Here is a 26,141-nt window from a genome sequence, read left to right as displayed (position 1 = left end):
AACTCCCCGCATGTGATACAATATCATCAGCCTGTCGCCGCGCCGCTGAACCGTGGCTGAACCGCGCCGAGCCGTTGCGGACCCTAAAGCAGCGCCCCCCGCGGGCCCATATGCCGCGCCAGCCCCCCGGCGCGTTCGAGTTCGAGCAGGACCGGTTGCACCGACGCGGCGGGATGTCCCGGCTGGCGAACGATCGCGTCGGTCGCCACCGGCGGCGGGCCGAGCCGGCTGGTCACGACATGCGGCGTGCGGATCAGCCGGATCCGCGCCGACCGCTCTGGGTGCGTCACGCAGCGCCCTTCTTTGCGCCGACGCGCGGTTCGGTTCCGGCGCGCAGCCGCGCGATATTCTCCCGGTGGCGCCACAGCACGATCACCGCCAGCCCGGCGAGGCCGACTGCATAGACCGGATAGCCGAAGGCAAGCGCCGCGACCGGCGCCGCGACCGCTCCCGCCATCCCGCCGAGCGACGAAATGCGCAGCAGCAACACAGTCCCCAGCCACACAGCTGCGAACACCAGCCCGACCGGCCAGGCGAGCGCCAGCGCGAGGCCGAGCAGTGTCGCAACCCCCTTGCCGCCGCGAAACTTCAGCCAGACTGGATAGCAATGACCGATCATCGCCGCCGCACCCGCGATCATCGCAGCATGATCGCCGAGCTGGGGAACGAAATGACGCGCGAGCAGCACCGCGACCGCGCCCTTCGCGCCGTCGAGGATCAGCGTCGCCGCGGCGAGTTCCTTGCGTCCGGTGCGCAGCACGTTGGTCGCGCCGATATTGCCCGATCCGATCTGCCGCAGATCGCCGGCGCCGAACGCGCGCGTCAGCAGGACGCCGAACGGAATCGAGCCGAGCAGATAGCCGGCGGCGGTCAACAATAAGATGGTCATGGCGCTCCCGGGCGTTGGTTCGGGAATATTGTGGCGATGTTGCAGCGGGCAATCAATGGATTCGATGAATCTGGACGCCGCAAAGGACCGGATTGACGCCGGGCGGGCGCATGCTAACCGGCTCGCATGCAGACTCCCGCGCCCGACGCGCCTATTCTCTTTTTCGACAGCGGCCTTGGCGGACTGACCGTCCTCGGACCGACGCGTGCGCTGCTGCCGACCGCGCCGATAGTCTATGCCGCCGACTACGCCGGCCTGCCCTATGGCAAGAAAAGCGACGCCGAACTCGCGGCACGCGTGCCGGCGCTGCTCGGCCGGTTGGTCGAACGCTACCATCCCCGGCTCGCCGTTATCGCCTGCAACACCGCCTCGACCATCGCGCTCGCGCATGTTCGCGCAGCACTCGATCTGCCGATCGTGGGAACCGTGCCCGCGATCAAGCCGGCGTCCGAACTGACGCGCAGCGGCGTGATCGGCGTGCTGGGGACCGAGGCGACGGTGCGGCAGCCCTATGTCGATGACCTCAGCGCCAAATTCACGCGCGACAAAATCGTGCTCCGCCACGGCAGCCCCGAACTCGTCACCGCTGCCGAGAGCAAGCTGCGCGGCGAACCGGTCGATCCCGCCGCGATTGCACGCGCGCTCGCCGGGCTGACCGATCAGGCGGGCGGCGGTGCCATCGACGTCATCGTCCTGGCCTGCACCCACTTCCCGCTGCTGCAGGACGAATTGCAGGCGGCGGCCGGACCCGGCGTCACGCTCATCGACGGCGCTGCAGGGATCGCGCGGCGGATCGCGCACCTCACCCAAGGGCAGGCGTGGCCCCAGACGGCGGCGCCCGGCATCGCGGTCTTCACGCGCAGCGACGATCGCCTGCCCCCGCCGCTGGCCGCGCTGGCGCCTTATGGCATCGGGCGAATTGAGACAATTTGACCCAGATCTGCGAATCGTTCGCACTGGATTTCACGGAAAATCGCGCGTATTGCCGCCCGGTTATCGCGCCGGCGGGGGCCGCGCACCCGAAACTGCGGGGCATGCAAGTGAACTACGACGATATTTTCGCCCGGGCCATCGACCGCCTTCACGAAGAAGGCCGTTACCGCGTGTTTATCGATATTCTGCGCAACAAGGGGGCCTTCCCCAACGCGCGCTGCTTTGCGGGGCATAACGGGCCGAAGCCGATCACCGTCTGGTGTTCGAACGACTATCTCGCGATGGGCCAGCACCCGAAGGTCATCGCCGCGATGGAAGAGGCGCTGCACGACGTCGGCGCCGGATCGGGCGGCACGCGCAACATCGGCGGCAACACCCACTATCACATCGATCTCGAAGCCGAACTCGCCGATTTGCACGGCAAGGAAGGCGCGCTGCTCTTCACCTCGGGCTATATCTCGAACGAAGCGACGCTCGGCACGCTCGGCAAGCTGCTCCCGAACTGCATCATCTATTCGGACGAACTCAATCACGCCTCGATGATTGCGGGTATCCGCAATTCGGGCTGCGAAAAGCGCGTTTGGCGCCACAACGACCTCGCGCATCTCGAAGAACTGCTCGCCGCCGACGATCCCGACGCGGCGAAGCTGATCGCGTTCGAAGGCGTCTATTCGATGGACGGCGACGTCGCCCCGATCCACGCGATCTGCGACCTTGCCGACAAATATAACGCCCTCACCTATTGCGACGAGGTCCATGCAGTCGGCATGTACGGCCCGCGCGGCGGCGGTATCACCGAACGCGACGAAGCCGCGCACCGCGTAACCATCATCGAAGGCACGCTGGGCAAGGCATTCGGCGTGATGGGCGGCTATATCGCTGCCGACAAGAATATCGTCGATGTGATCCGCAGCTACGCGCCGGGCTTCATCTTCACAACCAGCCTGTCGCCGGTGCTCGTTGCCGGCGTGCTCGCCAGCGTCCGTCACCTCAAGGGGTCGAGCGAGGAACGCGATGCGCAGCAGGCCGCCGCAGCTTACCTTAAGCGATGCTTCCGCGATGCCGGCCTGCCGGTCATGGATTCGGTGACGCACATCGTCCCGCTGATGGTCGGCGATCCGGTGCGCGCAAAGAAGATCAGCGACATATTGCTCGCCGAATATGGCGTCTATGTGCAGCCGATCAATTTCCCGACCGTGCCGCGCGGCACCGAACGCCTGCGCTTCACGCCCGGCCCGGCGCATGACGAAGCGATGATGCGCGAGCTGACGCAGGCGCTGGTCGAAATCTGGGGCCGGCTCGAACTCGAATTCAAAATCGCCGCGTGACGCAAGTCGAAGCGTATGACGCGGTCGTTCGCGGCCGCCGCTCGATCCGCGGCTTTCTCGACAAGCCCGTTCCGCGCGAACTGATCGCCGAAATCCTCGGCGTCGCGATGCGCGCGCCCTCGTCGTTCAACAACCAGTGCTGGAATTTCTCGGTCGTCACCGGCGACGCGCTCGCCGAAATCCGCCGGGGCAACACCGAAGGTATTCTTGCCGGCAAGCCGGACAGCCGAGAGTTTCGGCGTTTCGACGGCATCGCCGAGGAGCATCGCTTCCGGCAGATCGAAATCGCCAAGCAGCTCTTCGGAGCGATGGGGATCGCGCGCGACGACAAGGACGCGCGGCAGGATTGGGTGCTGCGCGGCTTTCGCCAATTCGACGCGCCGGTCAGCATCGTCGTCACCTATGACCGGGTGCTGCTCGGCAGCGATATCGCGCCTTTCGATTGCGGCGCCGTGACCAATGCGCTGGTCAACGCCGCCTGGTCGCGTGGGCTGGGGTGTGTCATCAACAGCCAGGGGATAATGCAAAGCCCGGTCGTGCGCGAACATGCGCAAATCCCCGACGATCAGGTCATCATGATCTGCGTCGCCATGGGCTGGCCCGACGAGGCGTTTCCCGCCAATGCCGTGGTATCGAACCGCAAGAACATCGACGAGGCGGTGCGCTTCGTCGGCTTCGACGATTGATCGCAAGCGCCCCGCCTTTCGAGAGCCCTCTGTAACGTTGGAGCCGCAGGCGCCGAATGACGGCCATGCGCATCCTGATCGTCCACGCCCACCCTGAACCCCGCAGCTTCAACGGCGCGCTAACCGATAGCGCCCGCGCATTATTGCCGACAATCGGTCACGAACTGGTCGTGTCCGACCTCTATGCCATGGAGTGGGATCCGGTATCGGATCGACGCAATTTCAGGATACGCGCCAATCCGGAGCGATACGATCAGCAGGCCGAAGAGCGTTTCGCCGCATCCGCCGGCAGTTTCTCAAGCGACCTGCGCGCAGAGATGGACAAATTGCTGTGGGCCGACACGGTAATCTTTCAATTCCCCATCTGGTGGCTGGGAATGCCGGCAATCATGAAAGGGTGGATCGACCGCGTGTTCGCCGTGGGCGTCGCCTATGGCGGCGGCAAATGGCTTGACCAAGGGCGCCTGGCGCCGCGGCGAGCGATGCTGTCGGTTACGACCGGCGGCGGGGCGGCACCCTATTCGGATGACGGACTCTACGGCCCGATCGATCCCATACTCTATCCGATCCATCACGGAATTTTGCGGTTCTCGGGTTTTCAGGTGATCGAACCATTTATCGTATACGGTCCATCGCGAATGACCGAGCTTCAGCGCGCGGCGACGCTTGCCCAGTATCGGTTGCGACTGATGAACCTCGCGTCGGCGCCCACACTCCCTGTCATACACGCCGCCGACTATGAGAATTTCGTCCGACGCCAGGGCTAGGTCAGGACCGGTTGCCGCATCATGCCCCAGAAATGGGGGCCGCCGCCCGCAACGTCCCATTCGGCCTCGATCACGAAGCCAAGCCGCTCGTACAGCGGCACATTCTCGGGCGTCGCCGTTTCCAGCCAGCAAGGAAGGCCATCGGCATCGGCCACCGCCGTCTGCGCCCGGATGATCCGCCCGCCGTGCCCCTTTCCCTGATGATCGGGGCGCACGCCAACATAATGGAGATACCAGAAGCGCCGCCCTTTGGGCCGGTGCGCGTCGATGCTGCCCTGAACCTTCAGTCCGCGCGGGAGCGCCGTGCCGAAGGTTGCGATGAGTGGCAGCACGGTGCGCAAGAATTCCAGCCCGCCGCTGTGCGCTCGTCCCGGCCCACGCCACAGCGCCGCCGCCTCGCCCGCATCGGATCGCAGCGCTACGCCCGCGCGCATATCTGCGGGGACGAGCGTGCGGAACAGTCCGCGCAAGGCCCGCGCGCGATGGGCGGGGTCCGGCAGTATCCACGACAAGGCGGGATCGGTCTGGAATGCCTGCGCCAGCGTTTCGCCCACAACCGCTGCATCGCCGAGCCGCGCCGTCACGATTGCCTGCTCCATCGCCCACTCTCCCCCTGTTGCGCGCATGGGGATAGCAGTTTTTCAGCGCCGCGCGAGGCCCGCGCGGATCGCATATCCACGATAGAGCCGATCGCAGTTGACCCGTGCGGCGTCGGCCTCCCCCGCCAGGTTCGCGACCGCGATCGGCAGATCGGCGCGCGGCGCGACGTGAAAATGCGACAGCCAGCCGAACAGCAATCGGCGCCACAGGCCGGGCAATTCGTCCTGCTGGCCGAAATCGACAATCTCAAGCCGTCCACCCGGTGCGACGCAGCGCGCCGCTTGGGCGAGTGCCGCCCGCCAGTCGGGGATCATCGAAAGCGCATAGCTGATGAAGACGCGGTCGAAGGTAAGACGACCGAACAGCGCCACCGGGTCGAAATCGCACGCGTCGCCCCGAACGAGCGATGCCGCAATCCCGGCCTTTGCAAGCGATGCGTTGGCCTTTTCCAACATGGCCGCCGATATATCGATCCCGAACAGCTCGGCCTCGGGCCATGCCCGTCCGACGGCGATCAGATTGCGGCCCGTCCCGCAACCGATCTCGAGCACGCTGCCACCCGCCGGCGGCGCCAGATCGGCGATCAGCGCATCGCGGCCGAGCAGATAATATTTGCGCGTAGCATCATAGATGTGGCGCTGACCGCGATAGACGCGGTCCATCAACGCCCCATGGCCGCTCATATGCCGGCGTCCCGAAGCACATAGAGATGCACGCCGCCATATATCGCCGAGCGATCGCGGCGCGTGAAGCCCGCCGAGTCCTCGGCCCGATAGTCCCAGCGGCGCAGCAGATCGTCGGGCAGGCGCCCCGGCAGCAGGCTGGGTTCGGCCGCGGTGCGGAACAGCACGCGCGCGCCCGGCCGCGCGGTGCGCGTAACCTCGGTCCACAACGCCGCAAGCTGCGCGTTGCTCATCCAGTCCTGCGCGTCGAGGAAGACATAACGATCGAAGCTCGCGGCGTCCGACGCTGCCAGCATGTCGGTCATATTCGCGTGGAGCATCCCCACGCGCCCCGCCCGCGCCTTGACCGCATCATAATGGCGGGCCTGAAGATAGGGCGGCAGCGGCGCCCTATCATCCTTGGCGTAGCCGCGCCCGAACGCCTGCCAGGCGAAATAATTTTCGGCGAGCGGGAAATCGCAGGCCAGCTTTTCGAGCCGCGCGCGCAGGACGTCGGCCATCGGCTTGCCGCCCGCCAGGGCATCATATTGCGCCGGCGGAATGCCGAGCCCGAAAAGAGATGACCGCTGTGCCGTGACCCAGCGAATGAAGCCGCGGTCGAAAAAGGGCGCGAATTTCGCGTCGAAGATTGCCCGCTGTTCGGCGACGCTTTCCGCGGTCAGCAACACACGCGGATCAACGCCGTTCAGCCGCGCCGCCAGATGCGCAAGGCCGATGAAACTGCCGAGCAGGCCGCGCCGATAGACCCCGCGTGCGAAGCCCCCGATCCGGCGCCGTCCCGCGAGATCGCGCCCCTCCCAATAAGCCCGGCTGACCGCGTCGAGATGCGGCGCGATATAATGCTGGTAGTCGGCGATATTCAGCTTGCTGTCGGCATCGCCGAAAAAGCGGCGAAGGCTGGCATGATCAGGCAGACGCTCGACCGCCGTGCGCTTCAGATGATTGAGCGCGACATGCGCGGTGTTGAGATCGACCGCGACGATCTCGCCGGGGTCGGCGGTCAGATAGGAGAAGACGTTACAACCGCCGCTTGCGATCGTCGCGATCCGGTTGCCCGGTTCGATCGCAAGCGCCTCCATGTCGACCACCGGGTCTTCCCATATCTGGGCATAGACAAGGCCCTTGAAGGCCAGCGCAAAGGCGCGGTCGAGCAGGCGCTGTTTCTGGTCGGCATCCTCGCGCACGACGGCGGTGGCGATCTTGAGGTTTGCTTGGCTGGCCATCGGTCATGGTCTCCCGGAAAAGCAATGCATCCGGGGCCGCGCATGGCAGCCTATGTTGCGATTCCCGCGTCGTTTCGATGACAAATCGGCGACACGGACGAAAATTATGATCCTATCCCGACATCCCGGCAGAGGTCGGGCTGCCGGGATGGAGGCCAATTAGTCGCGGCAATAGCCCTCGCCGCTTTTCACGATCAGGCATTCCTTCTTGCCCGCCAGATATTTGAGGCCGGTATCGTCGCCGTTGCCGCGATGCAGGCTCAATTCCTCGTCGCCGCGCTTGAACTTGATGCCATGCTCGCTGTCCCAACCGTCATATGTGCCCTTGGTGTCGAGATCGGATTGCATCTCCAGCTTGTAATGCTCGGGTTCGGTCGGGGTGATGGTGACGTACATGCCCTCTACCCCCGTCCACTTTCCAGCCCAACTGGCAAAGCGGTGCGGTGCAGTAGCCGGATCGCTCCCGGCTGCGGTGTCAGCAGCATCGGCCGGCATTGCGGTTTCGACCGGAACCTCGGTCGTTTCGGTCTGTGTCGGGGCGGGCGCTTCGGCCTTCTGACAACCCGCGAGCAGGGCCATCGCCGCGGCGCTGGCCAGAACCATGGTCTTCGTCATCTTGCGTCTCCTTCGCCTTCGTAAACGCGCCAGCGCCGACAAATATCCTTGATGGCTCAGCCGGCAATGATCTCGGCATATTTTTGCGGATCGACATTGCCGCCCGACAGTGTCACCAGCGTCGCCTCGCCCGGCTCGACCTTTCCCGCAAGGACCGCCGCCAGCGCCGCCGCGCCGCCGGGTTCGACGACGAGATGAAGCTTTTCGAACGCAACGCGCATCGCGCGGCGCACTTCATCGCGCGTCACGACCACGCCGCGCACGCCCCGCGCCTGCAGCACCGCAAAATTGATCGGCCACGTCTGCGGCGTCTGCAACGCGTCGCATTCGGTCGGCGCCGCCAGATCCTCGACCGACAAGATTTTGCCGGCGGCGAGGCTGCGGGTTACATCGTCCCATCCTTCGGGTTCGACAGCGACGATCTCGGCATCGGGACAGGCGAGCGCCAGTCCCGCCGACAAACCGCCGCCGCCGCAGCAGGCGACGACCTTGTCGGGCCCCACAATGCCGCGCGTGGCCAGCTGAGCGCGCGCCTCGATCCCCACGCTCCCCTGCCCTTCGATGATCCACGGGTCCCCATAGGCATGGACGAGCGTGCCGCCGCGCTCGTCGAGCAACCTTGCGGCGACCGCATCGCGCGATTCGGTAACGCGGTCATAAAGCACGACGTCCGCGCCGAGCGCGCGTGTTGCCGCGAGCTTCATCTGCGGCGCGTTGCTTGGCATCACAATCGTCGCCTTGATCCCCAGCCGCTTCGCCGCCCAGGCGACACCCTGGGCATGGTTGCCGCTCGATACGCCAACCACACCTGCCGCCGCCTGATCTGGGGTCAGGTCGGTCAGCCGGTGCCACGCGCCGCGAATCTTGAACGCGCCGACCGGTTGCAGGCATTCGGCCTTGCACCATATCGTTCGGCCGCCAACATCGAGCGGCAGGAGCGGCGTTTGCGGCAGGAGTGCAGCGACTTTCGCCGCCGCGCGTTCCACTCCGGCGAGGCTCGGCGCGCGGTCAGGGCTGGGCAAGGGATCGGGGCTTTGCTGTGTCATGGCTTCGTCCTATAGGGCGCGGCATACAAGACAAGCGGCGATGATCGCCGCGACAGGAGATTTTCGAATGACCAAGGTTCTGGTGATCGGCGCCGGTGGCGTCGGATCGGTTGCGGTTCACAAGATGGCGATGAACCCCGATATCTTTCCCGACATCACCCTTGCCAGCCGCCGCAAGTTCAAATGCGATGCGATCGCCGAATCGGTCAAGGAACGCACCGGCGTAACGATCAAGACCGCCGAGGTCGACGCCGACCATATCGACGCGACCGCCGCGCTGATCCGCTCGGTGGGGGCGACGCATGTCGTCAACCTTGCCCTTCCCTATCAGGATCTCACGATCATGGAGGCGTGCCTGTCGACCGGCGCGCACTATCTCGACACTGCCAACTACGAGCCGCGCGACGAGGCGAAGTTCGAATATCACTGGCAGTGGGCCTATGACGACCGGTTCAAGGACGCCGGCCTGATGGCGCTGCTCGGCTCGGGCTTTGACCCGGGGGTGACGAGTGTGTTCACGACCTGGCTTCGCAAGCATCATTTCGACCGCATCGACACGCTCGACATTCTCGACTGCAACGGCGGCGACCATGGTCAGCATTTCGCGACCAACTTCAATCCGGAGATCAACATCCGCGAAGTGACCGCGGTCGCGCGCCACTGGGAAAATGGCGACTGGGTCGAAACACCGCCGATGTCGGTGAAGCAGCAATTCGACTTCGAGGCGGTCGGCCCGAAGAATATGTACCTCATGTATCATGAGGAAATCGAAAGCCTCAAAACCCATCTGCCCGAGATCAAGCGCATCCGTTTCTGGATGACCTTCGGCGATGCCTATATCCAGCACCTGACCGTGCTTCAGAATGTCGGCATGACGCGGATCGACCCGGTGATGTATGAAGGCAAGGAAATCATCCCGCTGCAGTTCCTGAAGGCCGTTCTCCCCGAACCGTCGAGCCTCGGCGAGACGACGAAGGGCAAGACCAATATCGGCGTCATCGCAACCGGCCTTGGCAAGGACGGCAAGGAAAAGACGCTCTATCTCTACAATATCTGCGATCATGAAGACGCCTATGCCGAGACGGGCAATCAGGCGGTCAGCTATACGACCGGTGTCCCCGCGATGATCGGCGCGGCGATGATGGTCACCGGCACCTGGTCCGGCAAGGGGGTGTTCAACATGGAACAGATGGACCCCGACCCCTTCATGGACATGCTGATGAAGCACGGCCTGCCCTGGCAGGTGAAGGAACTCGACGCGCCGCTGGATTTCTGACGCCACGTCTTTCAATTTCGTCATTCCCGCGACAGCGGGAACCCGGTAGCAACGTCTGAACTGGGTTCCCGCTTTCGCGGGAACGACGAGGGTTGGATCATCGATGAGACTTCGAATAGCCGCACTTGCTCTGCTCGCGGCCTGCGTCGCCCCCGCTGCCGCCCAAACCGACGACGCCTATGCTCCCGCGCGCGCCATTGTTGCCGACATCGGCAAGATCGTCACGCCGAACGGTGTGCAGGAGACGTTCGAAGCGACGCTGGGCGGCGCGCGGCAGGTTGTGAACGTGCGCGGCGCGGACCGCGACAACCCGATTCTCGTTTTCGTTCACGGTGGCCCCGGCGCCGTCGAAATGCCTTTTGCATGGGCATTCCAGCGGCCGTGGGAGGACGTTTTCACGGTCGTCCAGTACGACCAGCGCGGCGCCGGGCGCAGCTATCCGCTGAACGATCCGGTGGCGCTCGCGCCGACGATGACGCCCGAGCGTTACCGCGACGACGCCATCGAATTGATCGAACTGCTGAAGACACGCTATGGCAAGCGCAAGGTCGTCCTGATGGGCCACAGTTGGGGCTCGATCGTCGGCCTGTCGGTTGCGGTCAAACGCCCCGATCTGCTCTACGCCTATGTCGGCGTCGGCCAAGGCATAGATTTTCGCGAGGGCGAGAAAGCCGGCATGGCCTGGACACGTGCAAAGGCGCTGGCCGCCGGGAACAAGGAGGCCGTTGCAGCGATCGACGGCCTCGCGCCCTATCCGCAGGGCAACTTCACGATCGAGAAAGCCGATGGCTGGCGCAAATATGCGATCCCCTACGGCTCGCTGATCTACAACAAGCCCGATCTGAAATATTATTTCCAGACCCCACGGCTTTCGCCCGAATATTCCGCCGCCGACGTTCAGGCGTGGGGCAAGGGCAGCGAATTTTCGGTAAAGACGCTGTGGCCGCGTCTTGCCGATGTGAGCTTCCGGGGTGTGCACAGGATGGACGTCCCGGTGATCTTCCTGCTCGGCCGCCACGACTATACCGTTCCTTCACCGGTCGCCGCCGACTGGTTCGCGCAGGTCAAGGCGCCGTCGAAGACGCTCGTGTGGCTCGAACATTCTGCGCATATGCCGATGGTCGAAGAGCCGGGACATTTCTTTGCCGCATTGCTGAACGACGTGCTGCCGCTGACGAAAGAGAAGAAATGATCGCCTATCTTCTGCCGATCGGCCTGCTGTTCGTCTCGAACATCTTCATGACCTTCGCCTGGTACGGCCACCTCGGCGACATGTCGCGGCCGATCTGGCTCGCGGTGCTGCTCGCCTGGGGGCTGGCCTTCTTCGAATATTGCCTGGCCGTTCCGGCGAACCGGATCGGCTATAGCGTCTACACCGCCGCCGAACTCAAGACCTTGCAGGAAGTGATCACGCTCATCATCTTTGCGGGCTTCGCGGTCTTCTGGCTCGGCGAGAAGCTGACGGTGAATCATCTCGTCGGCTTTTCACTGATCGCGGCGGGCGCCTTTTTCATCTTCAAGGGGCCGATCGCGGCCTGACAGGAACGATATCATGGAAACCCGTGCCGGCGACCCCGGAGCCTTCGCCCATTTTGACCTAAACCGCGTCCCTTCACCGGCCTTCGTCGTCGATGCGGCGAAGGTTCGCGCGAACCTGTCGGTCCTCCGCCACATCGGCGACGCGTCGGGCGCGCGGGTGCTTGCCGCGCTCAAGGCCTTTTCGATGTGGCCGCTCGGCCCGACGGTTGCGCACTATCTCGACGGGGTGTGCGCCTCGGGGCTTTACGAAGCCAAGCTCGGCCGCGAGGAATATGGCGGCGAGGTTGCAACCTATTGCGCAGGCTACAAGGAAGTGGATCTGCCCGAAATAGCGGCGCTGTCCGATCATCTGATCTTCAATTCGCCGGGACAGATTGCACGCTTCCGTCCGCTGCTCGCCGAATTGCGCGCCAAGGGTGTGACCTTCGATGTCGGGCTGCGCATCAATCCGCAGCATAGCGAAGGCGATGTCCCCAAATATGACCCCGCGGCGCCGTGCAGCCGGCTCGGTTTTCCGATCAGCCAGCTTTTGCCCGAACATATGGACGGTGTGGATGGCGTGCATATGCACACGCTGTGCGAGCAGGATTTCCCTCCGCTCGCGCGCACCTGGGCGGCGGTCGAACCGATGCTGCGTCCCTTTTTCCGCCAGCTCAAATGGATCAATTTCGGTGGCGGCCACCATGTGACGCGCGCCGACTATCAAACGGATGACCTAATCGCCTTCCTGAAGCAGGTGCGCGCATCGACCGACTGCGACGTGATGATCGAACCCGGCGAAGCCGTCGCGCTTGATGCGGGCATCCTCGTCGGAGAAGTCCTTGACCTGTTCGACAATGGGATGGCGATCGGCATCACAGACATTTCCGCAACCTGCCACATGCCCGACGTCATCGAGGCGCCCTATCGCCCGGCGATGCTGGGGGAGGAAAGCACGGGCAAGCCGGTTCGGCTCGGCGGCCCGTCCTGTCTCGCCGGCGATGTGATCGGCGATTACCGGCTGCCCGGTGGCGCGCGCATCGGCCAGCGCTTCGCCTTCCTCGATCAGGCGCATTATTCGATGGTGAAGACGAACAGCTTCAACGGCGTCCCGCTGCCATCTATCTGGCTGTGGGATAGCGAGAGCGACGAACTGACGGAGATACGGCGCTTTTCCTATGAGGATTTCAAAGCGCGGCTCGGTTGAACGCCAGAAGTTAACGCGCGGTCCGATAAGGGTCTTTACAGGGGGGCCCCCCCGCCATATATGCGCACCCCGCTGCCCCAGGGGGACTTCCAATAACCGCAAGGCAGCCTTTGATGTTTAACGTTAATTTTGGGGGTCCCTTGAGTTGCACCAGCATCATAGCGCCCACGGGCTGATTCAGGCACTTTCGCCGGTCGAACCTGTTACGCTTGTCCGCCCGCACGCCGCGCGGCGCGCAGCGCGTTTCTTCATCGAGCGATTTCCCGGCACGACCATGTATGCGGTCAAGGCGAATCCGTCGCCCGATCTGCTGCGCGTGCTGTGGGATTCGGGCGTCACCCATTTTGACGTCGCCTCGATCGCGGAAGTGCGTCTCGTTGCCCGCACGCTGCCCGGCGCCACCTTGTGTTTCATGCACCCGGTCAAGGCCGAAGAAGCCGTCCACGAAGCCTATTTCAAATATGGCGTGCGCACCTTCTCGCTCGACACGATGGACGAACTTCAAAAGATCGTCCGCGCGACCGAGGGCGCGCAGGATCTCAACCTGCTCGTCCGTCTGCGCGTCTCGTCCGATCATTCGAAGCTGAGCCTCGCCGCCAAATTCGGTGCCGAGCCCGAAGATGTCGCCGAACTGCTGATGGCGACCCGTCAGGCGGCCGATGCTCTGGGCATCTGCTTCCACGTCGGCAGCCAGGCGATGACGCCGCACGCCTATGCGCAGGCGATGGAACGTGTGCGCGCGGCAATCGTGGCGGCCGCGGTGACGGTCGATATCATCGATGTCGGCGGCGGCTTTCCGTCGTCCTATCCGGGCATGGAGCCTCCGCCGCTCGACGCCTATTTCGACACGATCCACCGCAGCTTCGAGAGTCTGCCGATCAGCTATTCGGCCGAGCTGTGGTGCGAACCGGGCCGCGCGCTGTCGGCTGAATATAGCTCGCTGATCGTGCGCGTGGAAAAACGCCGCGGCGAAGAGCTTTATATCAACGACGGTGCCTATGGCGCGCTGTTCGATGCCGCGCATGTCGGTTGGCGCTTCCCCGTTTCGCTGATCCGCGAGACGGCGAGCGACGAGATGACGGCGTTCAGCTTCTATGGTCCGACGTGCGACGACCTCGACCATATGGCGGGCCCCTTCTATCTCCCGGCCGATGTGAAGGCCGGCGATTTCATCGAGATCGGCATTCTCGGCGCCTATGGCTGCGCGATGCGGACGCGGTTCAATGGCTTCGGTGCCGAGGAAACCCACGTCGTCAGCGACGAACCGATGGTGAGCCTCTACACCGGCGAAGTCGAGCAGGAACGCCGCAGCGCGACGGTGACCAAGCTCTTCTGAGCCAGCGGAAAAAGCCAAACGAAAAAGGGCTGGCGCAGCGATGCGCCAGCCCTTTTTTCCATTGCGCCCGCAGGTCGGGCTACCGCGCTTTCGCCTTTGGCCCCAACGCCTGCAGTTCGGCCTTGCTGACCTGATTGTCGCGGTTGCTGTCGGCGGCATCGAACATCGGCATCGGCCCGCCGACGAACTCGGCGCGCGAGATGCGACCGTCGCGATTCTTGTCGAAATCGCGGCGCAGCTGCGTCATGCGGTCGCCATCCCAGCGCGACCGCGCCAGCGCGGGCAAGTCGTCCCTGCTGAAATAGCCATCGCCGTTGCGATCCATCTTCGCCCAGCGGCCGACGCGATAGTGCTGAAACTCTGCGCGGCTTACGGCGCCGTCGCCATTGCGGTCGGCGTCGCGCAATTCCTGCGCAGCGCGTTCGAAATCGCCGCCGGGCGCGGCCAGCGCACCCATTGCCGGAAGAAACGCCGCAAAGGCGGCAAGCGGCAAGACAGTCCTGATTCGCATAAATATCCTGATAGCGTCTCGATGCCGTTACGGGAGGGGCGATGGGGACGCCCCTCCCAACCGGGGTGGGTCTGGAGGGGGGAGGCCCCGGTTAACGGCAGGGGATGACGGCGCCCGACGCGTCGGTGCAAGTTCCGCTGTGAACAGGCTTGCCCGTCGCGGGATCGATCGTCGTCGATCCCGAATAGCTGGTGCCGGTTGCCGAATTGGTGGCGCTCGTCGAACGACCGCCCGACCAGCTTCCGTCGGCTGCGCGCGCGACGGCGCCGCTGCTGTCGAAGGTGCCGCGCGCGCCGGTGGCCGACGCGCTGCCGCTGTGGGTCAGCGAACCGTCGGGTTTTACCGTCGTCGTCGACTGGCGCCTGCCCTTGCTTCCATTGGCACCGCGGAACGCACCGCCCGAGCGCGTGGTCACCGATCCATCGCCGTTCTGTACAGCGCCGCGGCCGCGGATCACGCCGCCCTTCGGCCCTGCGCTGCCGGCGACGACGCCGTTCGAACCGCGGGCGCGGAACGAACCCTGCCGAGCATCGGCGGTGGTAACGGCGGCAAGCGCAGCGGTCGCGACGAAGGCGGTCAAAATGCGGGAGGGGGTGTTCATCGGTTTCATCCTTCCTGATGGTGAAGACCAGCGTCCAATGCCCCTGCCCTGTATCGCGGCGATGTCGGCCAAACGCGACTGTGCGGCAAAATGCGACACAGGTGCCGCTTCGACATGCTTTGTCACATCTTTGGCTCTGGCGACGGTGCCACCGGGCTGGCATGTCGGGTCCATGGACGCCAAGCCACCCCGCATCCTGATTGTCGACGACGATCCCGAACTGCGCGCATTGCTCCAGCGCTTTCTGGCCGAGCATGGTTTTGCCGTACGCGCGGCCGACGGCGGCAAGGCGATGGATATCAGCCTGACGCGCGATCCGGCCGATCTGATCGTGCTTGATCTGATGATGCCGGGCGAAGACGGGCTGGCGATCGTGCGCCGGCTGCGCGAGCGCGACGAGACGATCCCGATCATCATGCTGACCGCGCGCGGCGATCCGGTCGATCGCGTGCTCGGCCTGGAAATGGGCGCCGACGATTATCTCGGCAAACCCTTTCTCCCGCGCGAACTGGTCGCGCGCATCAATGCGCTGCTTCGCCGTCTTTCGACTGACCGGGCAACGCTGCGCGACGAGGTGGTGACCATCGGGCCCTTCGTCATCAACTTTTCCGCCATGTCGGTGCGCCGCGAAGATCAGGCGCTGACGCTCTCGTCGCGCGAATTCGCACTGCTCGCCGCGCTCGCGCGGAGCGCCGGACGGCCGCTCAGCCGCGCGCAGTTGATCGACCGCGCGCTCGGGCGCGACGCCGAAGTGACCGACCGGGCGATCGACGTGCAGATCGGCCGTCTCCGCAAGGCGATTGGCGATGATGCCGCCAATCCCCGCTTCATCCGGACAATATGGGGCGTCGGCTATGTGCTGGCGCCGGGCACCGATGCTTAGGCGGCTGTTCAGTCGCAACGTCGCGATGCTGATCGGCGTCGTGCTCGCGGGGCAACTGCTCGCCGGGCTGCTGGTGCAGATATGGGTGATCGGCCCGCAAACGACACGCGTCGCCGACGTGACCGCCGACATGATCCATGCGCTGTCGACGACAGTGGGAAATCTGCCAGCCGATCGCCGCGCAGCCGTGATCGCCGACCTCAGCGACGGATCGCATTTGCTGATCCGCCCCGTTTCCGCTCCCCCGACCGACGGGCAGCGTTTTCCCACCTTCATCGAATATAGGTTCATGCGGGCGCTCGCCGCGCGCCTGACGACACAGCACAAGCTCGACTGGATTACCGACACGCGCGGGCGGCTGTGGATCAGGCTTGCGCTCGGCCCCGATGATTATTGGGTGAGCGTGACACCGCCGCGTCGGCGCAGCGCGATGACCAGCCTGCTCGCCGCGCTTGCGGCGGCCTTCCTCGTCGCGACAATCGCCGGCCTGTTCCTGCAGCGCCGGCTCGATCGCCCGCTGCGCCGTCTCGCCGCTTCGGTCGACGCCTATGACCCCGAACGCCTGTCGCCGCTCGTTGCGACCGACGGCCCGGCCGAGGTCGCGGCGGTTGCGACCGCCTTCAACCGGCTGACCCAGCGCCTGGCCCGCAACGATGCCGACCGCGCGTTGATGCTGGGCGGCGTCAGTCACGACCTGCGCACCCCGCTTACCCGTCTTCGCCTGTCGCTCGAGATGATCCGCGGCGACGACGAGCTCAAAAATGTCGCGGTGCGGCAGGTCGACCGCATCGAAGCCATGCTCGGCCAATTTCTCGATTTCGCGCGGGGGTTCGAATCCGAAACGATCGCGCGCACCGATCTCGCGCCGCTGCTGCGCCAGATCGTCGCCGATTGCGGGGCAACGGACGGCGCGACAATATCGCTCGGCGACAATATCGTCATCCGTACGCGCCCGCACGCGCTGGCCCGTGCTGTCGCCAACCTGCTCGGCAACGCGCTGCGCCACGGCGCCGCACCGATATCACTTACCGCCCGGATCGCGGGCGACCGGCTGCGCATCGTGGTCCGCGATGCCGGGCCGGGGCTGTCCGCCGGCCAGGCCGAAGCGATGCTGCGCCCCTTCGCCCGCGGCGATAGCGCACGCGGCGGCGACGGTGCGGGGCTCGGGCTGGCGATCACCGACCGCGCGGTCCGGGCGATCGGCGGACGCTTGCACTTTGCCCGCGACAGTGAGGGCTTCGCCGCGACCATCGACCTTCCGCTCGCAATAGACAATTGATCCGCTGGCGGATTTGCCCTTCCGTTTTGTTCCGCAACCATTCTATCGTGGCGGCGCAAAGCAGATGGGAGGACAAGCAATGCGGACGTCATCAGCACGATCGAGATGGCGGCGTGCGCAGGCAGGGCGCGCGCGGGCATGACCATGTTGTCAGGCATCCGCATCATCGACCTGACCACGGTCATCTTCGGCCCCTATGCCACGCAGATGCTCGCCGATCTTGGAGCGGAGGTCATCAAGGTCGAGGCCCCGGGCCTCGGCGACGTATCGCGCTATCTGGGGTCCGCGCGCAGCGACCCGACGATGGGATCGATCCATCTGACCGTCAATCGCGGCAAGCGCTCGATCGCGCTCGATCTCAAGCAGCCCGCCGATGCCGCCGTGCTGCGCGATCTGATCGCCGGGGCTGACGTCTTCTTCCACAACGTCCGCAGCAAGGCGATCGAGCGGCTCGGTTTCGACTATGCGAGTTGCAAGGCGCTGAAGGACGATATCATCTACGTCCATGGCACCGGCTTCGGCCAGAATGGCCCCTATGCCGACCTCCAGGCTTATGACGACGTCATCCAGGCGGCGACGGGGACGACCAGCCTCTTGCCGCGCGTCGATGGCGACCCGCGGCCCCGCTATTTTCCCTCGCTGATCGCCGACAAGATCGCAGGCCAGTTCGGCGCGCAGGCGATTCTCGCCGCGCTGGTCCACAAATTGCGCACTGGCGAAGGCCAGGCCGTCGAAGTCCCGATGTTTGAATGTTTCGCGGCCTTCATGCTCACCGAACATCTGCGCGATGCCGCGCTCGACCCGCCGATCGGACCTGCCGGCTATCCGCGCCAGCTCGATCCGAGCCGCCAGCCCTTCCCCACCGCCGACGGCTATCTGGCGATCGTACCCTATACGCCCGAATCGACCGCGCGGCTGATGACCTTGCTGGGCAGCGAGGCGCTGCTCGTAAGTCCGGCGTTCGAGGCGGCGCGCGCCGCCGGAACCCATATGTCGCTCGTCTATGCCGAAATCGCGCGCAAGACGCCGGCGAAGACCAGTGCCGAATGGCTGGAAATCTTTGCCGCCAACGATATCCCGGCGATGGTGGCGCGCGATCTCGACGATGTGATCGACGATCCGCATTTGCGCGCCTCGGGCTTCTTCCACCGGCGCGAGCATCCCGACGTCGGCTCCTTTTTCGAGATGCGCTCGCCCGTGCGCTATGGCTCCGCGCCGCATGTCGAACCCCGCTTCGCGCCGCGGATCGACGGCGACGGAGCCGCGATCCGCGACGAATTGGCGCGCGGCGCTCCCTGACATCAGTTTCCGTTGCATATTGCGACGCACGCCCTAGCATCGCGCGCAGGCGGCCAGGTCGTGAACGAGCCGCGAGGACAAGGGGGACTTTATGCCAGGAAATCTGCTGGCGGCCGGCGCGGTGCTCGTGCTCTGGACGCTCATCATGCTCGTCTGGGTTGCGGCAACGCGCTTCCCGGCGATGGCGAAGGCCGGAATCGACGTCAAAACGGCGCAGCCCGGCGGTCGCGGCGCCGATCTGGAGCCGGTGTTGCCGCCCGGCGTGAACTGGAAATCGCACAATTACACGCATCTGCTCGAACAGCCGACGCTCTTCTATGCGGTGATCGTCTTTCTGCACCTGTCGGGTGGTGACACGGCGCTGACGCAGGGCTTCGCCTGGGCTTATGTCGTGCTGCGCATCGTGCACAGCCTGTGGCAGGCGACGGTCAACCGGGTTCCGGTGCGTTTCGCGCTGTTTGCACTATCGACATTCTGCCTGCTCGCGCTGTCGGTGCTGGCCGTTATCGCAACCTTGGGCTGAGGGGGATATCATGGACACGAATGCAATATTGGGGCCGGTCGCGACGCTCGCGCTCTGGTCGATGGCCATGTGGGTGTGGATGTATGCGACGCGCATCCCCGCGATGAACCGCGCCAAGATCGACGCGAAGAATCTGGTCGGTACGACCGGGCGCGGGCTCGACGAGGTGCTTCCGCCCGAGGTGCAGTGGAAAGCCCATAATTATAACCATCTGATGGAACAGCCGACGGTCTTCTATGCCGTCGCGCTAGCGCTCGCGGTCGGCGGCATGGGCGGCGGGCTGAATGCCCAGATCGCCTGGGCCTATGTCGGCCTGCGTATCGTCCACAGCATTGTGCAGGCGACGGTCAACCGCGTGATGTGGCGCTTTGCCATCTTCGCGCTCGCCAGTCTCGCGCTGATCGCGCTATGTCTGCATGCCTTCATGGGTTTCGTGCTGCATTGATCAGCGACTGAACCGCGCGGCCAGTTCCACATGGGTCGACCAGCGGAACTGGCCGACGGGTTGCACCCAGTCGAGTCGATAGCCGCCCGCGACAAGCAACTTCGCGTCGCGGGCAAAGCTCGCCGGATTGCAGCTGACATAAGCGATCACGGGCGTCGCCGCGGCGGCAAGCTGCTTCACCTGCTCCTCGGCGCCGGCGCGCGGCGGGTCGAGGATCACGGCGCCGAAGCGGTCGAGCTCCGCAGGCACCAGCGGCCGCCGGAACAGGTCGCGATGCTCGGTCGCGACCAGCGCCCGCGCGCGGTTTGCGGCCCCCGTCAGCGCAGCGATCGCATCGCGCGCGCCCTCGGCGGCGTAGACTTTCCGTCCCGCCTGCACCGATAGCGCGAAGGTGCCCACGCCCGCGAACAGATCGGCCACCGCAGGCGCATCGCCGATTGCCTCGCGCACCGCGCCGAGCAGAGCCGCTTCGCCCGCAGTCGTCGCCTGCAGAAAGGCAAAGGGCGGCACTTCCACGGCAATGTCGCCGAAGCACACCGTCGGCGGTTCGGGTTGCCACAGGATTTCGAGCCCGTCGCCCTGATCGATGGCGAACCGCGCGAGCGCATGGGCGCCGGCAAAATCCTGCAGCGCCATCGCGGCATCGAGCCCCTCGGCCTTCACGCCTTCGAGGATGAGTTCGACGCCCTGATCGAGCCGTTGCAGCTTGACCTTCACCGGGCGCCGCTGCGGCGCGATAAGTCCGAGCAGATCGCGGATCGGAGCGATCAGCGCGAAGAGTTCCGGCGCGAGCAACGGACATTCGCGCATGTCGACGATCTGATTGCTCTGCGCGGCGTTGAAGCCGATCGCGACCTGTCTGCCCGCCTTGATCGCGGTGAGGACCGCGCGGCGGCGGCTATGGGGCGGCGACAGACGCGCGAGGCGGACATCGCCCGCCGTCACCTGCTGACCGGCGAGCGCCCCGGCAACGCGCTCGCGCACGAAATCCGCAAGCGCCGCCTCGCTGACATGCTGGAGGTGGCAGCCGCCGCATTTGCCGAAGTGTCGGCAGACCGGAACCGCGTGGTTCGGCCCGGCGACGAGCGTTCCGTCGGCGGCCACTTTGTCGCCCGGAACTCCGCCCGCGACATGGCGACCGTCGGCGGTTACGCCGTCGCCGCGCGCGGCGATGCGGACAATCAGGTCGGTTTCGGTCACGGGTATAGCTTTCGTCAGAACGGCGCGGCAACAAGATCGTCGGCGACAAGGCCGGCGCCTATACGCCGCGCCTGCGCAATATGCCAGCCGACGGCTGCGACCGCGGCATCGAAGGGGTCGCCGCCGCGCGCCAGCATCGCGCCGCACGCCCCCGCCAGGACATCGCCGGTCCCCGCCGTCGCAAGCCAGGGGCTCCCGGGCCAGGCCGCGCATATCCGCCCATCGGGCGCGGCGACCACCGTGTCGGCGCCCTTGTAAATCACGACGGAGCGCGCCCGTGCCGCCGCGGCACGCGCTCGGTCGATCTTGCTGCCGGTCGCTTCCGGAAAGGCGCGCGCGAACTCGCCCGCGTGCGGGGTCAGGATCGCGCTCCTGTCTCCGCCTTCGAGATTCGGAAGCGCGGCCGGGATCGCCGCCGCATCGAGCACCACCGGCGTCCGGCTTGCCAGCGCGGCGGCTAGTTGTTCATCGAGTGCATCGCCGGCGGGAAAGCCGGGGCCGATGACGAACGCGCCGACACGCGGATCGCCGAGCCGCCGGGCAAAGGCGTCGCCCTCTTCGGCGATGATCGCCGACAGCGGCGCCGGGCGATCGCTTTCGAGCACGACATAGCCCGCCCCGGCGCGCAGCGCCGCCGACGCACTCAGCGCCGCCGCGCCCGGCATCGGACCGGACGCGACCAGGACCATGCCGCGGCTATATTTATGCGCATCGGCGGCGGGCGCCCCGCGCGTCGGAGCAGGCAGCGTCTGCATATGGCGGTCCGCCGCAATCCCGATCGGTGCCAGCAGACAGCGCCCGCAGGCGGGTGCGGTCGGCAGCAGCACATGCGCGGGCTTGAGCGCGCCGAGCGCCAACGTCACGTCGGCAGCGAGCGGCGGCAGCCAGTCGGCGTCGCCGTCGCTCGCAACCCCGCTCGGCACATCGACGGACAATATCCGCCGCTCGGAAAAGCGCCGCAACATCGCTGCCAGATCATCGGCCAGCGGCCGCGTCAGCCCGGAGCCGAACAGCGCGTCGACGATCAATGGCGCCGCAGCCGTTTCGTCGCTCAGGCTTTCGACGGGTCCGTCCCAGGCATCGCGCGCGGCCTTGGCCAGATCGGTGGTGGGCAGGCCAAGCGCGGCAACCCTCACCGCCGCGCCGCGCGCCTTGAGCCGGCGCGCCGCGACATATCCGTCGCCGCCATTATTGCCCGGCCCGCAAAGGATCAGGATCGGCGCGCCTGCCGTCATGCGCCAGGCGAGATCGGCGACCGCGGCGCCCGCGCGCTCCATCAAATCCCCAAGCGACACGCCCGCGCGCACCGTCGCGGTCTCGGCCTCGCGCATCGCGGCAGCGGTCAGGATCGGTGCATCGGCGGGAACGGACATGCCCTTTCCTACCATGCGAGCGGGAAAAGTCGCGCTACTTCGCTCCGCCGGTGTTGGCAGGCAGCCGGTAGCGGTCGGGGCCAACCGCAACCTCTATCACCCCGTCGCCGATCACCGTCACCTTCGCCGGATCGACGCCATCGGCCGAAACGACCCCGCGGCCATCGGTTGTCACCTGCAGGCGGCGGTAGCCGCTGTCGCTGCGGCCGACGATCAGGATGGTGCCGTCGGCGCTGCTCATTTCGGCGATGGTGCAGGTGCGGTCGAACAGCTTGGCGCCGCCAAGCGCGCAGTCGATCCGTCCGCTGATCGCGGCGTCCTTCGACCCCTGCGCTTCGGCCTCTGCCAGCGCGCCATTGTCGGGACCGGCATTGCAGCCCGCCAGAACGAGCAGCAGCCCTGCCCCCGCGATAGATTTCATCCCTTGCCCTTCAACTGCGACAGGTCGCGCACGGCGCCGCGCGCCGCACTCGTCGTCATCGCAGCATAGGCCTGAAGTGCTACCGAAACCTTGCGCGGGCGCGCCTTTTCGGGTTGCCAGGCAGCCTCACCTTTGGCCTCCATCGCGGCGCGTCGCGCCGCCAGTTCGGCGTCGGGGACCGCCAGCGTGATTGTGCGGCTCGGGATGTCGATCTCGATCCTGTCGCCATTTTCGACCAGTCCGATCGTGCCGCCTTCGGCCGCCTCGGGCGACACGTGGCCGATCGACAGCCCCGACGTGCCGCCGGAAAATCGCCCGTCGGTGATCAGTGCGCATGCGGCGCCCAGCCCCTTCGATTTGAGGTAGCTCGTGGGATAGAGCATTTCCTGCATCCCCGGCCCGCCCTTGGGCCCTTCGTAGCGGATGACGACGACGTCGCCCGCCTCGACCTGTCCGGTCAAAATGCCCGCTACCGCCGCATCCTGGCTTTCATAGACCTTTGCCGGGCCGGCAAATTTCAGAATCTTCTCGTCGACCCCGGCGGTCTTCACGATGCAGCCGTCGAGCGCAAGATTGCCCGATAGCACGGCGAGGCCGCCATCCTTGCTGAACGCGTGGGTGGCTGAGCGGATCACGCCATTTTCGCGGTCGAGGTCGAGCGAATCCCAGCGCCGGTCCTGACTGAACGCCGTCTGCGTCGGCACTCCCCCGGGCGCCGCGAGGTAGAAGGTCTGCACCGCCGGATCGTTGGTGCGCGCAATGTCCCATTTATTGAGCGCGTCGCCCAGCGTCGCGCTGTGCACCGTCGGCAGATGCGCGTGGAGCAACCCCGCGCGTTCAAGTTCGCCAAGGATCGCCATGATCCCGCCCGCGCGGTGAACATCCTCCATATGGACGTCGCTCTTCGCAGGCGCGACTTTCGACAGGCACGGCACGCGGCGCGACAGCCGGTCGATGTCGTCCATCGTGAAATCGACTTCTGCCTCATGCGCGGCGGCAAGCAGGTGGAGCACGGTGTTCGTAGATCCGCCCATCGCGATGTCGAGGCTCATCGCATTTTCGAACGCCTCGAAACTCGCGATGCTGCGCGGCAATACCCGCTCGTCCCCTTCTTCATAATAGCGGCGGCACATGTCCACGATCATCGCGCCGGCGCGCAGGAACAGGGCCTTGCGATCGGCATGCGTCGCGAGCTGCGATCCATTGCCGGGCAGCGACAGGCCCAGCGCTTCGGTCAGGCAGTTCATCGAATTGGCGGTAAACATGCCCGAACAGCTGCCGCAGGTCGGACAGGCGGACCGTTCGACCGCCGCAACCTCTTCGTCGCTATAGGCTTCGTCGGCTGCGACGACCATCGCATCGACCAAGTCGAGCGCGACCTCCTTGCCCTTCAGAACCACCTTGCCGGCCTCCATCGGCCCGCCCGACACGAACACCACGGGAATATTGATCCGCAGCGCCGCCATCAGCATCCCGGGCGTAATCTTGTCACAGTTGGAGATGCAGATCATCGCGTCGGCGCAGTGCGCGTTGACCATATATTCGACGCTGTCGGCGATCAGGTCGCGGCTCGGCAGCGAATAGAGCATGCCATCATGCCCCATCGCGATGCCGTCATCGACCGCGATGGTGTTGAATTCCTTGGCGACACCGCCCGCCGCTTCGATCTCGCGCGCGACCATCTGCCCCAGATCCTTGAGGTGGACGTGGCCGGGCACGAACTGGGTGAAGCTATTGACCACCGCGATGATCGGCTTGCCGAAGTCGCTGTCCTTCATTCCCGTTGCGCGCCACAGGCCGCGCGCGCCCGCCATGTTGCGGCCGTGGGTGGTGGTTCGCGAACGATAAGAAGGCATTTTAGCGTCTTTCTGATAATTTTATTTCATAAAATGGCGACAGAAGGCGCCTCTACACGCCTAACGCGGTAGAATCAAACCCAGTTTCCGGCCCATATTGGACAGCCGCTGCGCCCAGAGCGCATGCCCCGGCGGATCGCCGACCAGGTCCTGCCGCATCTCGATCCCGACATAGGGGATGTCATTCGCCTCGGCGTGGCGGTTCATCGTCGCGTTGAGCAGCTTGCCCGAATAGGGAAGCTGGTCGCCGACGATCAGCCCCTCGTCGCCGAGCGCTGCGATCGCTGCGGCCGCCAACCGCGCGTCCTCGTTATAGAGAACGCCGACATGCCACGGCCGCGCCTGCGCCGGATCGCTGGCGAGCGTGGGGGTGAAGCTGTGCAGCGAAAGGATCATCGCGGGCCGGCGCGCGGCGATCACCGCCGCGATATGATCGTGATAGGGGCGGAAAAAGCGCGCAATCCGTGCCTCGCGTCCGGCATGATCGAGCGCGTTGCCGGGGATCGCATGGCCGTCGCTGGCGATAGGCACCGCGCCCGGCGCATCCTCGTCGCGATTGCAGTCGACGACCAGCCGCGACACGCCGCCCAAAATCGCCGCGTCGACCGCGCCGTTCCGGACGAGCAACGCCGCGACTTCCGCAACGCCGATGTCGATCGCGATATGCTGCGACAGCAGCGCGGGGTCGATGCCGAGGTCGATGTCCGCCGGCACGGCCGCCGACGCATGATCGCCGATCAACAGCACCCCGCCGACGCGCGGCGTACCTAGTTGTTGCCACGCCTCGCTCATCGCAGCGCCCCCGTCATCTGCCACCAGCCGGGATGGCGCACGGCGATTGCCGCCGCCGCGGCATTGCGTTCGGCGGGCGCGTCGAACAGCGCGAAACAGGTTGCCCCCGATCCCGACATGCGCGCGAGCCACGGGCCCAGCCCGCCAAGCTCGGTCAATATGTCGGCGATCGCCGGGCATTGCGCGATCGCCGGGCGCTGCAAATCATTGCGCGCCGCAAACAATTGCGCGCGCAGGTCGGCGCCGGTGAACAGCGGGCCGCGATCAGTGCCGTCCCAGGCCGCGAACACCGGCCCGGTCGCGACGGGGGCGCGCGGATTGACCAGCAGCACCGGAGTCCCGCCCAGCGCCAGTTCGGGCACAGGGCTGAGTTCGGCGCCGGTCCCGACGCCAAGGCAGGTCGCGCTGGCGACGCAGGCGGCAATATCGGCGCCGAGCGTGCCGACGAGCCGCGCGAGCGCCGCATCGCCGACGTCGGGCAGAAAATGCGCCCGCACCAGCCGCGCCATCGCCGCCGCATCGGCCGAGCCGCCGCCGATCCCCGCCGCAACGGGCAATGTCTTGGTCAGGCGGACGGCAAGCGGCGGCACGCGAGCCGCGCCATAGCGATCACGCAGCAAGGCGAGCACGCGCAGCACCAGATTGTCGGCGCCGGCGCTCAGCCCGTCGCCGAACGGCCCTTCGATGGTCAGATCATCGGCGTCCGACACCGCCGCCGCAATCGCATCGCCGCCGTCGACGAACGCGAACAATGTCTCGATCTCGTGATAGCCGTCGGCGCGCCGCGCCCGCACGTGCAGCGCGAGGTTGATCTTTGCCCAGCCGGTCTCGTGGAACAGGGTCATGGCGCG

General features: G+C 65.8%; 29 protein-coding genes. 14 read left to right on the top strand and 15 right to left on the bottom strand.

Features of this window, described 5'->3' with window-relative positions:
* Positions 1–83: 83 nt before the first annotated feature.
* Together L0963_RS05920 and plsY are read right to left on the bottom strand one after the other, a co-directional pair.
* Positions 84–290, bottom strand: a complete 207-nt coding sequence (locus L0963_RS05920) for a hypothetical protein (RefSeq protein WP_234178773.1) — start codon at positions 288–290, stop codon at positions 84–86.
* Positions 287–889, bottom strand: a complete 603-nt coding sequence (plsY, locus tag L0963_RS05915; RefSeq protein ID WP_186402061.1) for a glycerol-3-phosphate 1-O-acyltransferase PlsY — start codon at positions 887–889, stop codon at positions 287–289. The genes L0963_RS05920 and plsY overlap by 4 nt, the downstream gene beginning before the upstream one ends.
* Positions 890–1,015: 126 nt before the next feature.
* Here plsY and murI point away from each other — a divergent pair, with 126 nt between their 5' ends.
* From murI to L0963_RS05895, 4 genes are all read left to right on the top strand, one after another.
* Positions 1,016–1,822, top strand: a complete 807-nt coding sequence (gene murI, locus L0963_RS05910) for a glutamate racemase (protein ID WP_234178771.1) — start codon at positions 1,016–1,018, stop codon at positions 1,820–1,822.
* Positions 1,823–1,929: 107 nt separating this feature from the next.
* A complete protein-coding gene (hemA, locus tag L0963_RS05905) occupies positions 1,930–3,150 on the top strand; it encodes a 5-aminolevulinate synthase (RefSeq protein ID WP_062903231.1) in 1,221 nt (406 codons plus the stop codon).
* The gene (locus L0963_RS05900) at positions 3,147–3,836 is read left to right on the top strand and encodes a nitroreductase family protein (RefSeq protein ID WP_186402062.1); all 690 of its coding nucleotides are present in this window, start codon (positions 3,147–3,149) and stop codon (positions 3,834–3,836) included. The genes hemA and L0963_RS05900 overlap by 4 nt, the downstream gene beginning before the upstream one ends.
* 56 nt (positions 3,837–3,892) lie before the next feature.
* Positions 3,893–4,603, top strand: coding sequence for an NAD(P)H-dependent oxidoreductase (locus L0963_RS05895; protein ID WP_186402063.1), 711 nt, complete (start codon positions 3,893–3,895; stop codon positions 4,601–4,603).
* Here L0963_RS05895 and L0963_RS05890 read toward each other — a convergent pair.
* The 5 genes from L0963_RS05890 to L0963_RS05870 all read right to left on the bottom strand — a co-directional run bounded on the left by L0963_RS05890 (position 4,600) and on the right by L0963_RS05870 (position 8,770).
* On the bottom strand, positions 4,600–5,202 hold the full coding sequence (locus L0963_RS05890; protein ID WP_186402064.1) for a GNAT family N-acetyltransferase: 603 nt from the start codon (positions 5,200–5,202) through the stop codon (positions 4,600–4,602). The two genes, L0963_RS05895 and L0963_RS05890, sit on opposite strands and share 4 nt — an antisense overlap.
* A 42-nt stretch (positions 5,203–5,244) precedes the next feature.
* The gene (locus L0963_RS05885; RefSeq protein ID WP_186402065.1) at positions 5,245–5,886 is read right to left on the bottom strand and encodes a class I SAM-dependent methyltransferase; all 642 of its coding nucleotides are present in this window, start codon (positions 5,884–5,886) and stop codon (positions 5,245–5,247) included.
* Positions 5,883–7,109 (bottom strand): DUF3419 family protein, encoded by a 1,227-nt coding sequence (locus L0963_RS05880; protein WP_186402066.1) that lies wholly within the window; start codon positions 7,107–7,109, stop codon positions 5,883–5,885. Before L0963_RS05880 ends, L0963_RS05885 begins: the two co-directional genes overlap by 4 nt.
* 159 nt (positions 7,110–7,268) lie before the next feature.
* Entirely contained in the window at positions 7,269–7,724 is a 456-nt protein-coding gene (locus tag L0963_RS05875; RefSeq protein ID WP_186402067.1) for a hypothetical protein, read from the bottom strand.
* Positions 7,725–7,780: 56 nt separating this feature from the next.
* Positions 7,781–8,770 carry a threonine ammonia-lyase gene (locus L0963_RS05870; protein ID WP_234178769.1) on the bottom strand — a complete coding sequence of 330 codons (990 nt, stop codon included), beginning with the start codon at positions 8,768–8,770 and terminating at the stop codon, positions 7,781–7,783.
* A 67-nt stretch (positions 8,771–8,837) separates the two neighbouring features.
* Here L0963_RS05870 and L0963_RS05865 point away from each other — a divergent pair, with 67 nt between their 5' ends.
* From L0963_RS05865 to L0963_RS05845, 5 genes are all read left to right on the top strand, one after another.
* Positions 8,838–10,046 carry a saccharopine dehydrogenase family protein gene (locus L0963_RS05865; RefSeq protein ID WP_186402069.1) on the top strand — a complete coding sequence of 403 codons (1,209 nt, stop codon included), beginning with the start codon at positions 8,838–8,840 and terminating at the stop codon, positions 10,044–10,046.
* Between the two features lie 103 nt (positions 10,047–10,149).
* Positions 10,150–11,238 carry an alpha/beta fold hydrolase gene (locus L0963_RS05860; protein WP_062902607.1) on the top strand — a complete coding sequence of 363 codons (1,089 nt, stop codon included), beginning with the start codon at positions 10,150–10,152 and terminating at the stop codon, positions 11,236–11,238.
* Entirely contained in the window at positions 11,235–11,585 is a 351-nt protein-coding gene (locus L0963_RS05855; RefSeq protein WP_003043688.1) for a DMT family protein, read from the top strand. Before L0963_RS05860 ends, L0963_RS05855 begins: the two co-directional genes overlap by 4 nt.
* A 13-nt stretch (positions 11,586–11,598) precedes the next feature.
* On the top strand, positions 11,599–12,771 hold the full coding sequence (locus L0963_RS05850) for a carboxynorspermidine decarboxylase (RefSeq protein ID WP_186402070.1): 1,173 nt from the start codon (positions 11,599–11,601) through the stop codon (positions 12,769–12,771).
* A gap of 145 nt (positions 12,772–12,916) precedes the next feature.
* A complete protein-coding gene (locus L0963_RS05845; RefSeq protein WP_062902609.1) occupies positions 12,917–14,107 on the top strand; it encodes a type III PLP-dependent enzyme in 1,191 nt (396 codons plus the stop codon).
* Between the two features lie 79 nt (positions 14,108–14,186).
* Here L0963_RS05845 and L0963_RS05840 read toward each other — a convergent pair whose 3' ends face one another.
* Both L0963_RS05840 and L0963_RS05835 read right to left on the bottom strand, forming a co-directional pair.
* Positions 14,187–14,618: an EF-hand domain-containing protein gene (locus L0963_RS05840; protein WP_234178768.1), complete on the bottom strand. Its 432-nt coding sequence runs from the start codon at positions 14,616–14,618 to the stop codon at positions 14,187–14,189.
* A gap of 91 nt (positions 14,619–14,709) precedes the next feature.
* Positions 14,710–15,219: a hypothetical protein gene (locus L0963_RS05835; protein WP_186402071.1), complete on the bottom strand. Its 510-nt coding sequence runs from the start codon at positions 15,217–15,219 to the stop codon at positions 14,710–14,712.
* A gap of 172 nt (positions 15,220–15,391) precedes the next feature.
* Between L0963_RS05835 and L0963_RS05830 the strand changes: the two genes are divergently transcribed.
* The 5 genes from L0963_RS05830 to L0963_RS05810 all read left to right on the top strand — a co-directional run bounded on the left by L0963_RS05830 (position 15,392) and on the right by L0963_RS05810 (position 19,648).
* A complete protein-coding gene (locus tag L0963_RS05830; RefSeq protein WP_186402072.1) occupies positions 15,392–16,102 on the top strand; it encodes a response regulator in 711 nt (236 codons plus the stop codon).
* The gene (locus tag L0963_RS05825; protein WP_234178767.1) at positions 16,095–17,381 is read left to right on the top strand and encodes an ATP-binding protein; all 1,287 of its coding nucleotides are present in this window, start codon (positions 16,095–16,097) and stop codon (positions 17,379–17,381) included. Before L0963_RS05830 ends, L0963_RS05825 begins: the two co-directional genes overlap by 8 nt.
* A gap of 138 nt (positions 17,382–17,519) precedes the next feature.
* A complete protein-coding gene (locus L0963_RS05820; protein WP_186402074.1) occupies positions 17,520–18,680 on the top strand; it encodes a CaiB/BaiF CoA transferase family protein in 1,161 nt (386 codons plus the stop codon).
* A gap of 91 nt (positions 18,681–18,771) precedes the next feature.
* The gene (locus L0963_RS05815) at positions 18,772–19,203 is read left to right on the top strand and encodes an MAPEG family protein (protein ID WP_058811540.1); all 432 of its coding nucleotides are present in this window, start codon (positions 18,772–18,774) and stop codon (positions 19,201–19,203) included.
* Positions 19,204–19,213: 10 nt separating this feature from the next.
* Entirely contained in the window at positions 19,214–19,648 is a 435-nt protein-coding gene (locus tag L0963_RS05810) for an MAPEG family protein (protein WP_186402075.1), read from the top strand.
* On the opposite strand, the gene L0963_RS05805 is transcribed toward L0963_RS05810, so the two are convergent.
* Genes L0963_RS05805 through L0963_RS05780 form a run of 6 tightly spaced genes read right to left on the bottom strand, consistent with a single transcriptional unit; the run spans position 19,649 to position 26,135 of the window.
* Positions 19,649–20,848 carry a class I SAM-dependent RNA methyltransferase gene (locus L0963_RS05805; protein ID WP_442800548.1) on the bottom strand — a complete coding sequence of 400 codons (1,200 nt, stop codon included), beginning with the start codon at positions 20,846–20,848 and terminating at the stop codon, positions 19,649–19,651.
* A 14-nt stretch (positions 20,849–20,862) separates the two neighbouring features.
* On the bottom strand, positions 20,863–22,221 hold the full coding sequence (locus tag L0963_RS05800) for an NAD(P)H-hydrate dehydratase (RefSeq protein ID WP_234178766.1): 1,359 nt from the start codon (positions 22,219–22,221) through the stop codon (positions 20,863–20,865).
* Positions 22,222–22,255: 34 nt separating this feature from the next.
* Positions 22,256–22,642 carry a hypothetical protein gene (locus tag L0963_RS05795; RefSeq protein WP_058811537.1) on the bottom strand — a complete coding sequence of 129 codons (387 nt, stop codon included), beginning with the start codon at positions 22,640–22,642 and terminating at the stop codon, positions 22,256–22,258.
* On the bottom strand, positions 22,639–24,498 hold the full coding sequence (gene ilvD / locus L0963_RS05790) for a dihydroxy-acid dehydratase (RefSeq protein ID WP_186402078.1): 1,860 nt from the start codon (positions 24,496–24,498) through the stop codon (positions 22,639–22,641). The genes L0963_RS05795 and ilvD overlap by 4 nt, the downstream gene beginning before the upstream one ends.
* Positions 24,499–24,558: 60 nt before the next feature.
* Positions 24,559–25,290 carry an N-formylglutamate amidohydrolase gene (locus L0963_RS05785; protein ID WP_186402513.1) on the bottom strand — a complete coding sequence of 244 codons (732 nt, stop codon included), beginning with the start codon at positions 25,288–25,290 and terminating at the stop codon, positions 24,559–24,561.
* Positions 25,287–26,135 carry a 4-(cytidine 5'-diphospho)-2-C-methyl-D-erythritol kinase gene (locus L0963_RS05780; protein WP_234178765.1) on the bottom strand — a complete coding sequence of 283 codons (849 nt, stop codon included), beginning with the start codon at positions 26,133–26,135 and terminating at the stop codon, positions 25,287–25,289. The genes L0963_RS05785 and L0963_RS05780 overlap by 4 nt, the downstream gene beginning before the upstream one ends.
* Positions 26,136–26,141 lie beyond the last annotated feature (6 nt).

It is taken from the genome of Sphingopyxis sp. NFH-91, assembly GCF_021401285.1.
GTDB lineage: Bacteria > Pseudomonadota > Alphaproteobacteria > Sphingomonadales > Sphingomonadaceae > Sphingopyxis > Sphingopyxis terrae_A.
This window is presented reverse-complemented; position numbering and strand designations above follow the sequence as displayed.

Coding starts and splice junctions, on each gene's coding strand:
- L0963_RS05870 (WP_234178769.1), bottom strand. CDS start 8,770: ATGACACAGCAAAGCCCCGATCCCTTGCCCAGCCCTGACCGCGCGCCG.
- L0963_RS05840 (WP_234178768.1), bottom strand. CDS start 14,618: ATGCGAATCAGGACTGTCTTGCCGCTTGCCGCCTTTGCGGCGTTTCTT.
- L0963_RS05895 (WP_186402063.1), top strand. CDS start 3,893: ATGACGGCCATGCGCATCCTGATCGTCCACGCCCACCCTGAACCCCGC.
- L0963_RS05795 (WP_058811537.1), bottom strand. CDS start 22,642: ATGAAATCTATCGCGGGGGCAGGGCTGCTGCTCGTTCTGGCGGGCTGC.
- L0963_RS05890 (WP_186402064.1), bottom strand. CDS start 5,202: ATGGAGCAGGCAATCGTGACGGCGCGGCTCGGCGATGCAGCGGTTGTG.
- L0963_RS05860 (WP_062902607.1), top strand. CDS start 10,150: ATGAGACTTCGAATAGCCGCACTTGCTCTGCTCGCGGCCTGCGTCGCC.
- L0963_RS05810 (WP_186402075.1), top strand. CDS start 19,214: ATGGACACGAATGCAATATTGGGGCCGGTCGCGACGCTCGCGCTCTGG.
- L0963_RS05875 (WP_186402067.1), bottom strand. CDS start 7,724: ATGACGAAGACCATGGTTCTGGCCAGCGCCGCGGCGATGGCCCTGCTC.
- L0963_RS05825 (WP_234178767.1), top strand. CDS start 16,095: ATGCTTAGGCGGCTGTTCAGTCGCAACGTCGCGATGCTGATCGGCGTC.
- plsY (WP_186402061.1), bottom strand. CDS start 889: ATGACCATCTTATTGTTGACCGCCGCCGGCTATCTGCTCGGCTCGATT.
- ilvD (WP_186402078.1), bottom strand. CDS start 24,498: ATGCCTTCTTATCGTTCGCGAACCACCACCCACGGCCGCAACATGGCG.
- L0963_RS05850 (WP_186402070.1), top strand. CDS start 11,599: ATGGAAACCCGTGCCGGCGACCCCGGAGCCTTCGCCCATTTTGACCTA.
- L0963_RS05800 (WP_234178766.1), bottom strand. CDS start 22,221: ATGTCCGTTCCCGCCGATGCACCGATCCTGACCGCTGCCGCGATGCGC.
- L0963_RS05780 (WP_234178765.1), bottom strand. CDS start 26,135: ATGACCCTGTTCCACGAGACCGGCTGGGCAAAGATCAACCTCGCGCTG.
- L0963_RS05830 (WP_186402072.1), top strand. CDS start 15,392: ATGGACGCCAAGCCACCCCGCATCCTGATTGTCGACGACGATCCCGAA.
- L0963_RS05815 (WP_058811540.1), top strand. CDS start 18,772: ATGCCAGGAAATCTGCTGGCGGCCGGCGCGGTGCTCGTGCTCTGGACG.
- L0963_RS05865 (WP_186402069.1), top strand. CDS start 8,838: ATGACCAAGGTTCTGGTGATCGGCGCCGGTGGCGTCGGATCGGTTGCG.
- murI (WP_234178771.1), top strand. CDS start 1,016: ATGCAGACTCCCGCGCCCGACGCGCCTATTCTCTTTTTCGACAGCGGC.
- L0963_RS05785 (WP_186402513.1), bottom strand. CDS start 25,290: ATGAGCGAGGCGTGGCAACAACTAGGTACGCCGCGCGTCGGCGGGGTG.
- L0963_RS05835 (WP_186402071.1), bottom strand. CDS start 15,219: ATGAACACCCCCTCCCGCATTTTGACCGCCTTCGTCGCGACCGCTGCG.
- L0963_RS05820 (WP_186402074.1), top strand. CDS start 17,520: ATGACCATGTTGTCAGGCATCCGCATCATCGACCTGACCACGGTCATC.
- L0963_RS05855 (WP_003043688.1), top strand. CDS start 11,235: ATGATCGCCTATCTTCTGCCGATCGGCCTGCTGTTCGTCTCGAACATC.
- L0963_RS05885 (WP_186402065.1), bottom strand. CDS start 5,886: ATGAGCGGCCATGGGGCGTTGATGGACCGCGTCTATCGCGGTCAGCGC.
- L0963_RS05880 (WP_186402066.1), bottom strand. CDS start 7,109: ATGGCCAGCCAAGCAAACCTCAAGATCGCCACCGCCGTCGTGCGCGAG.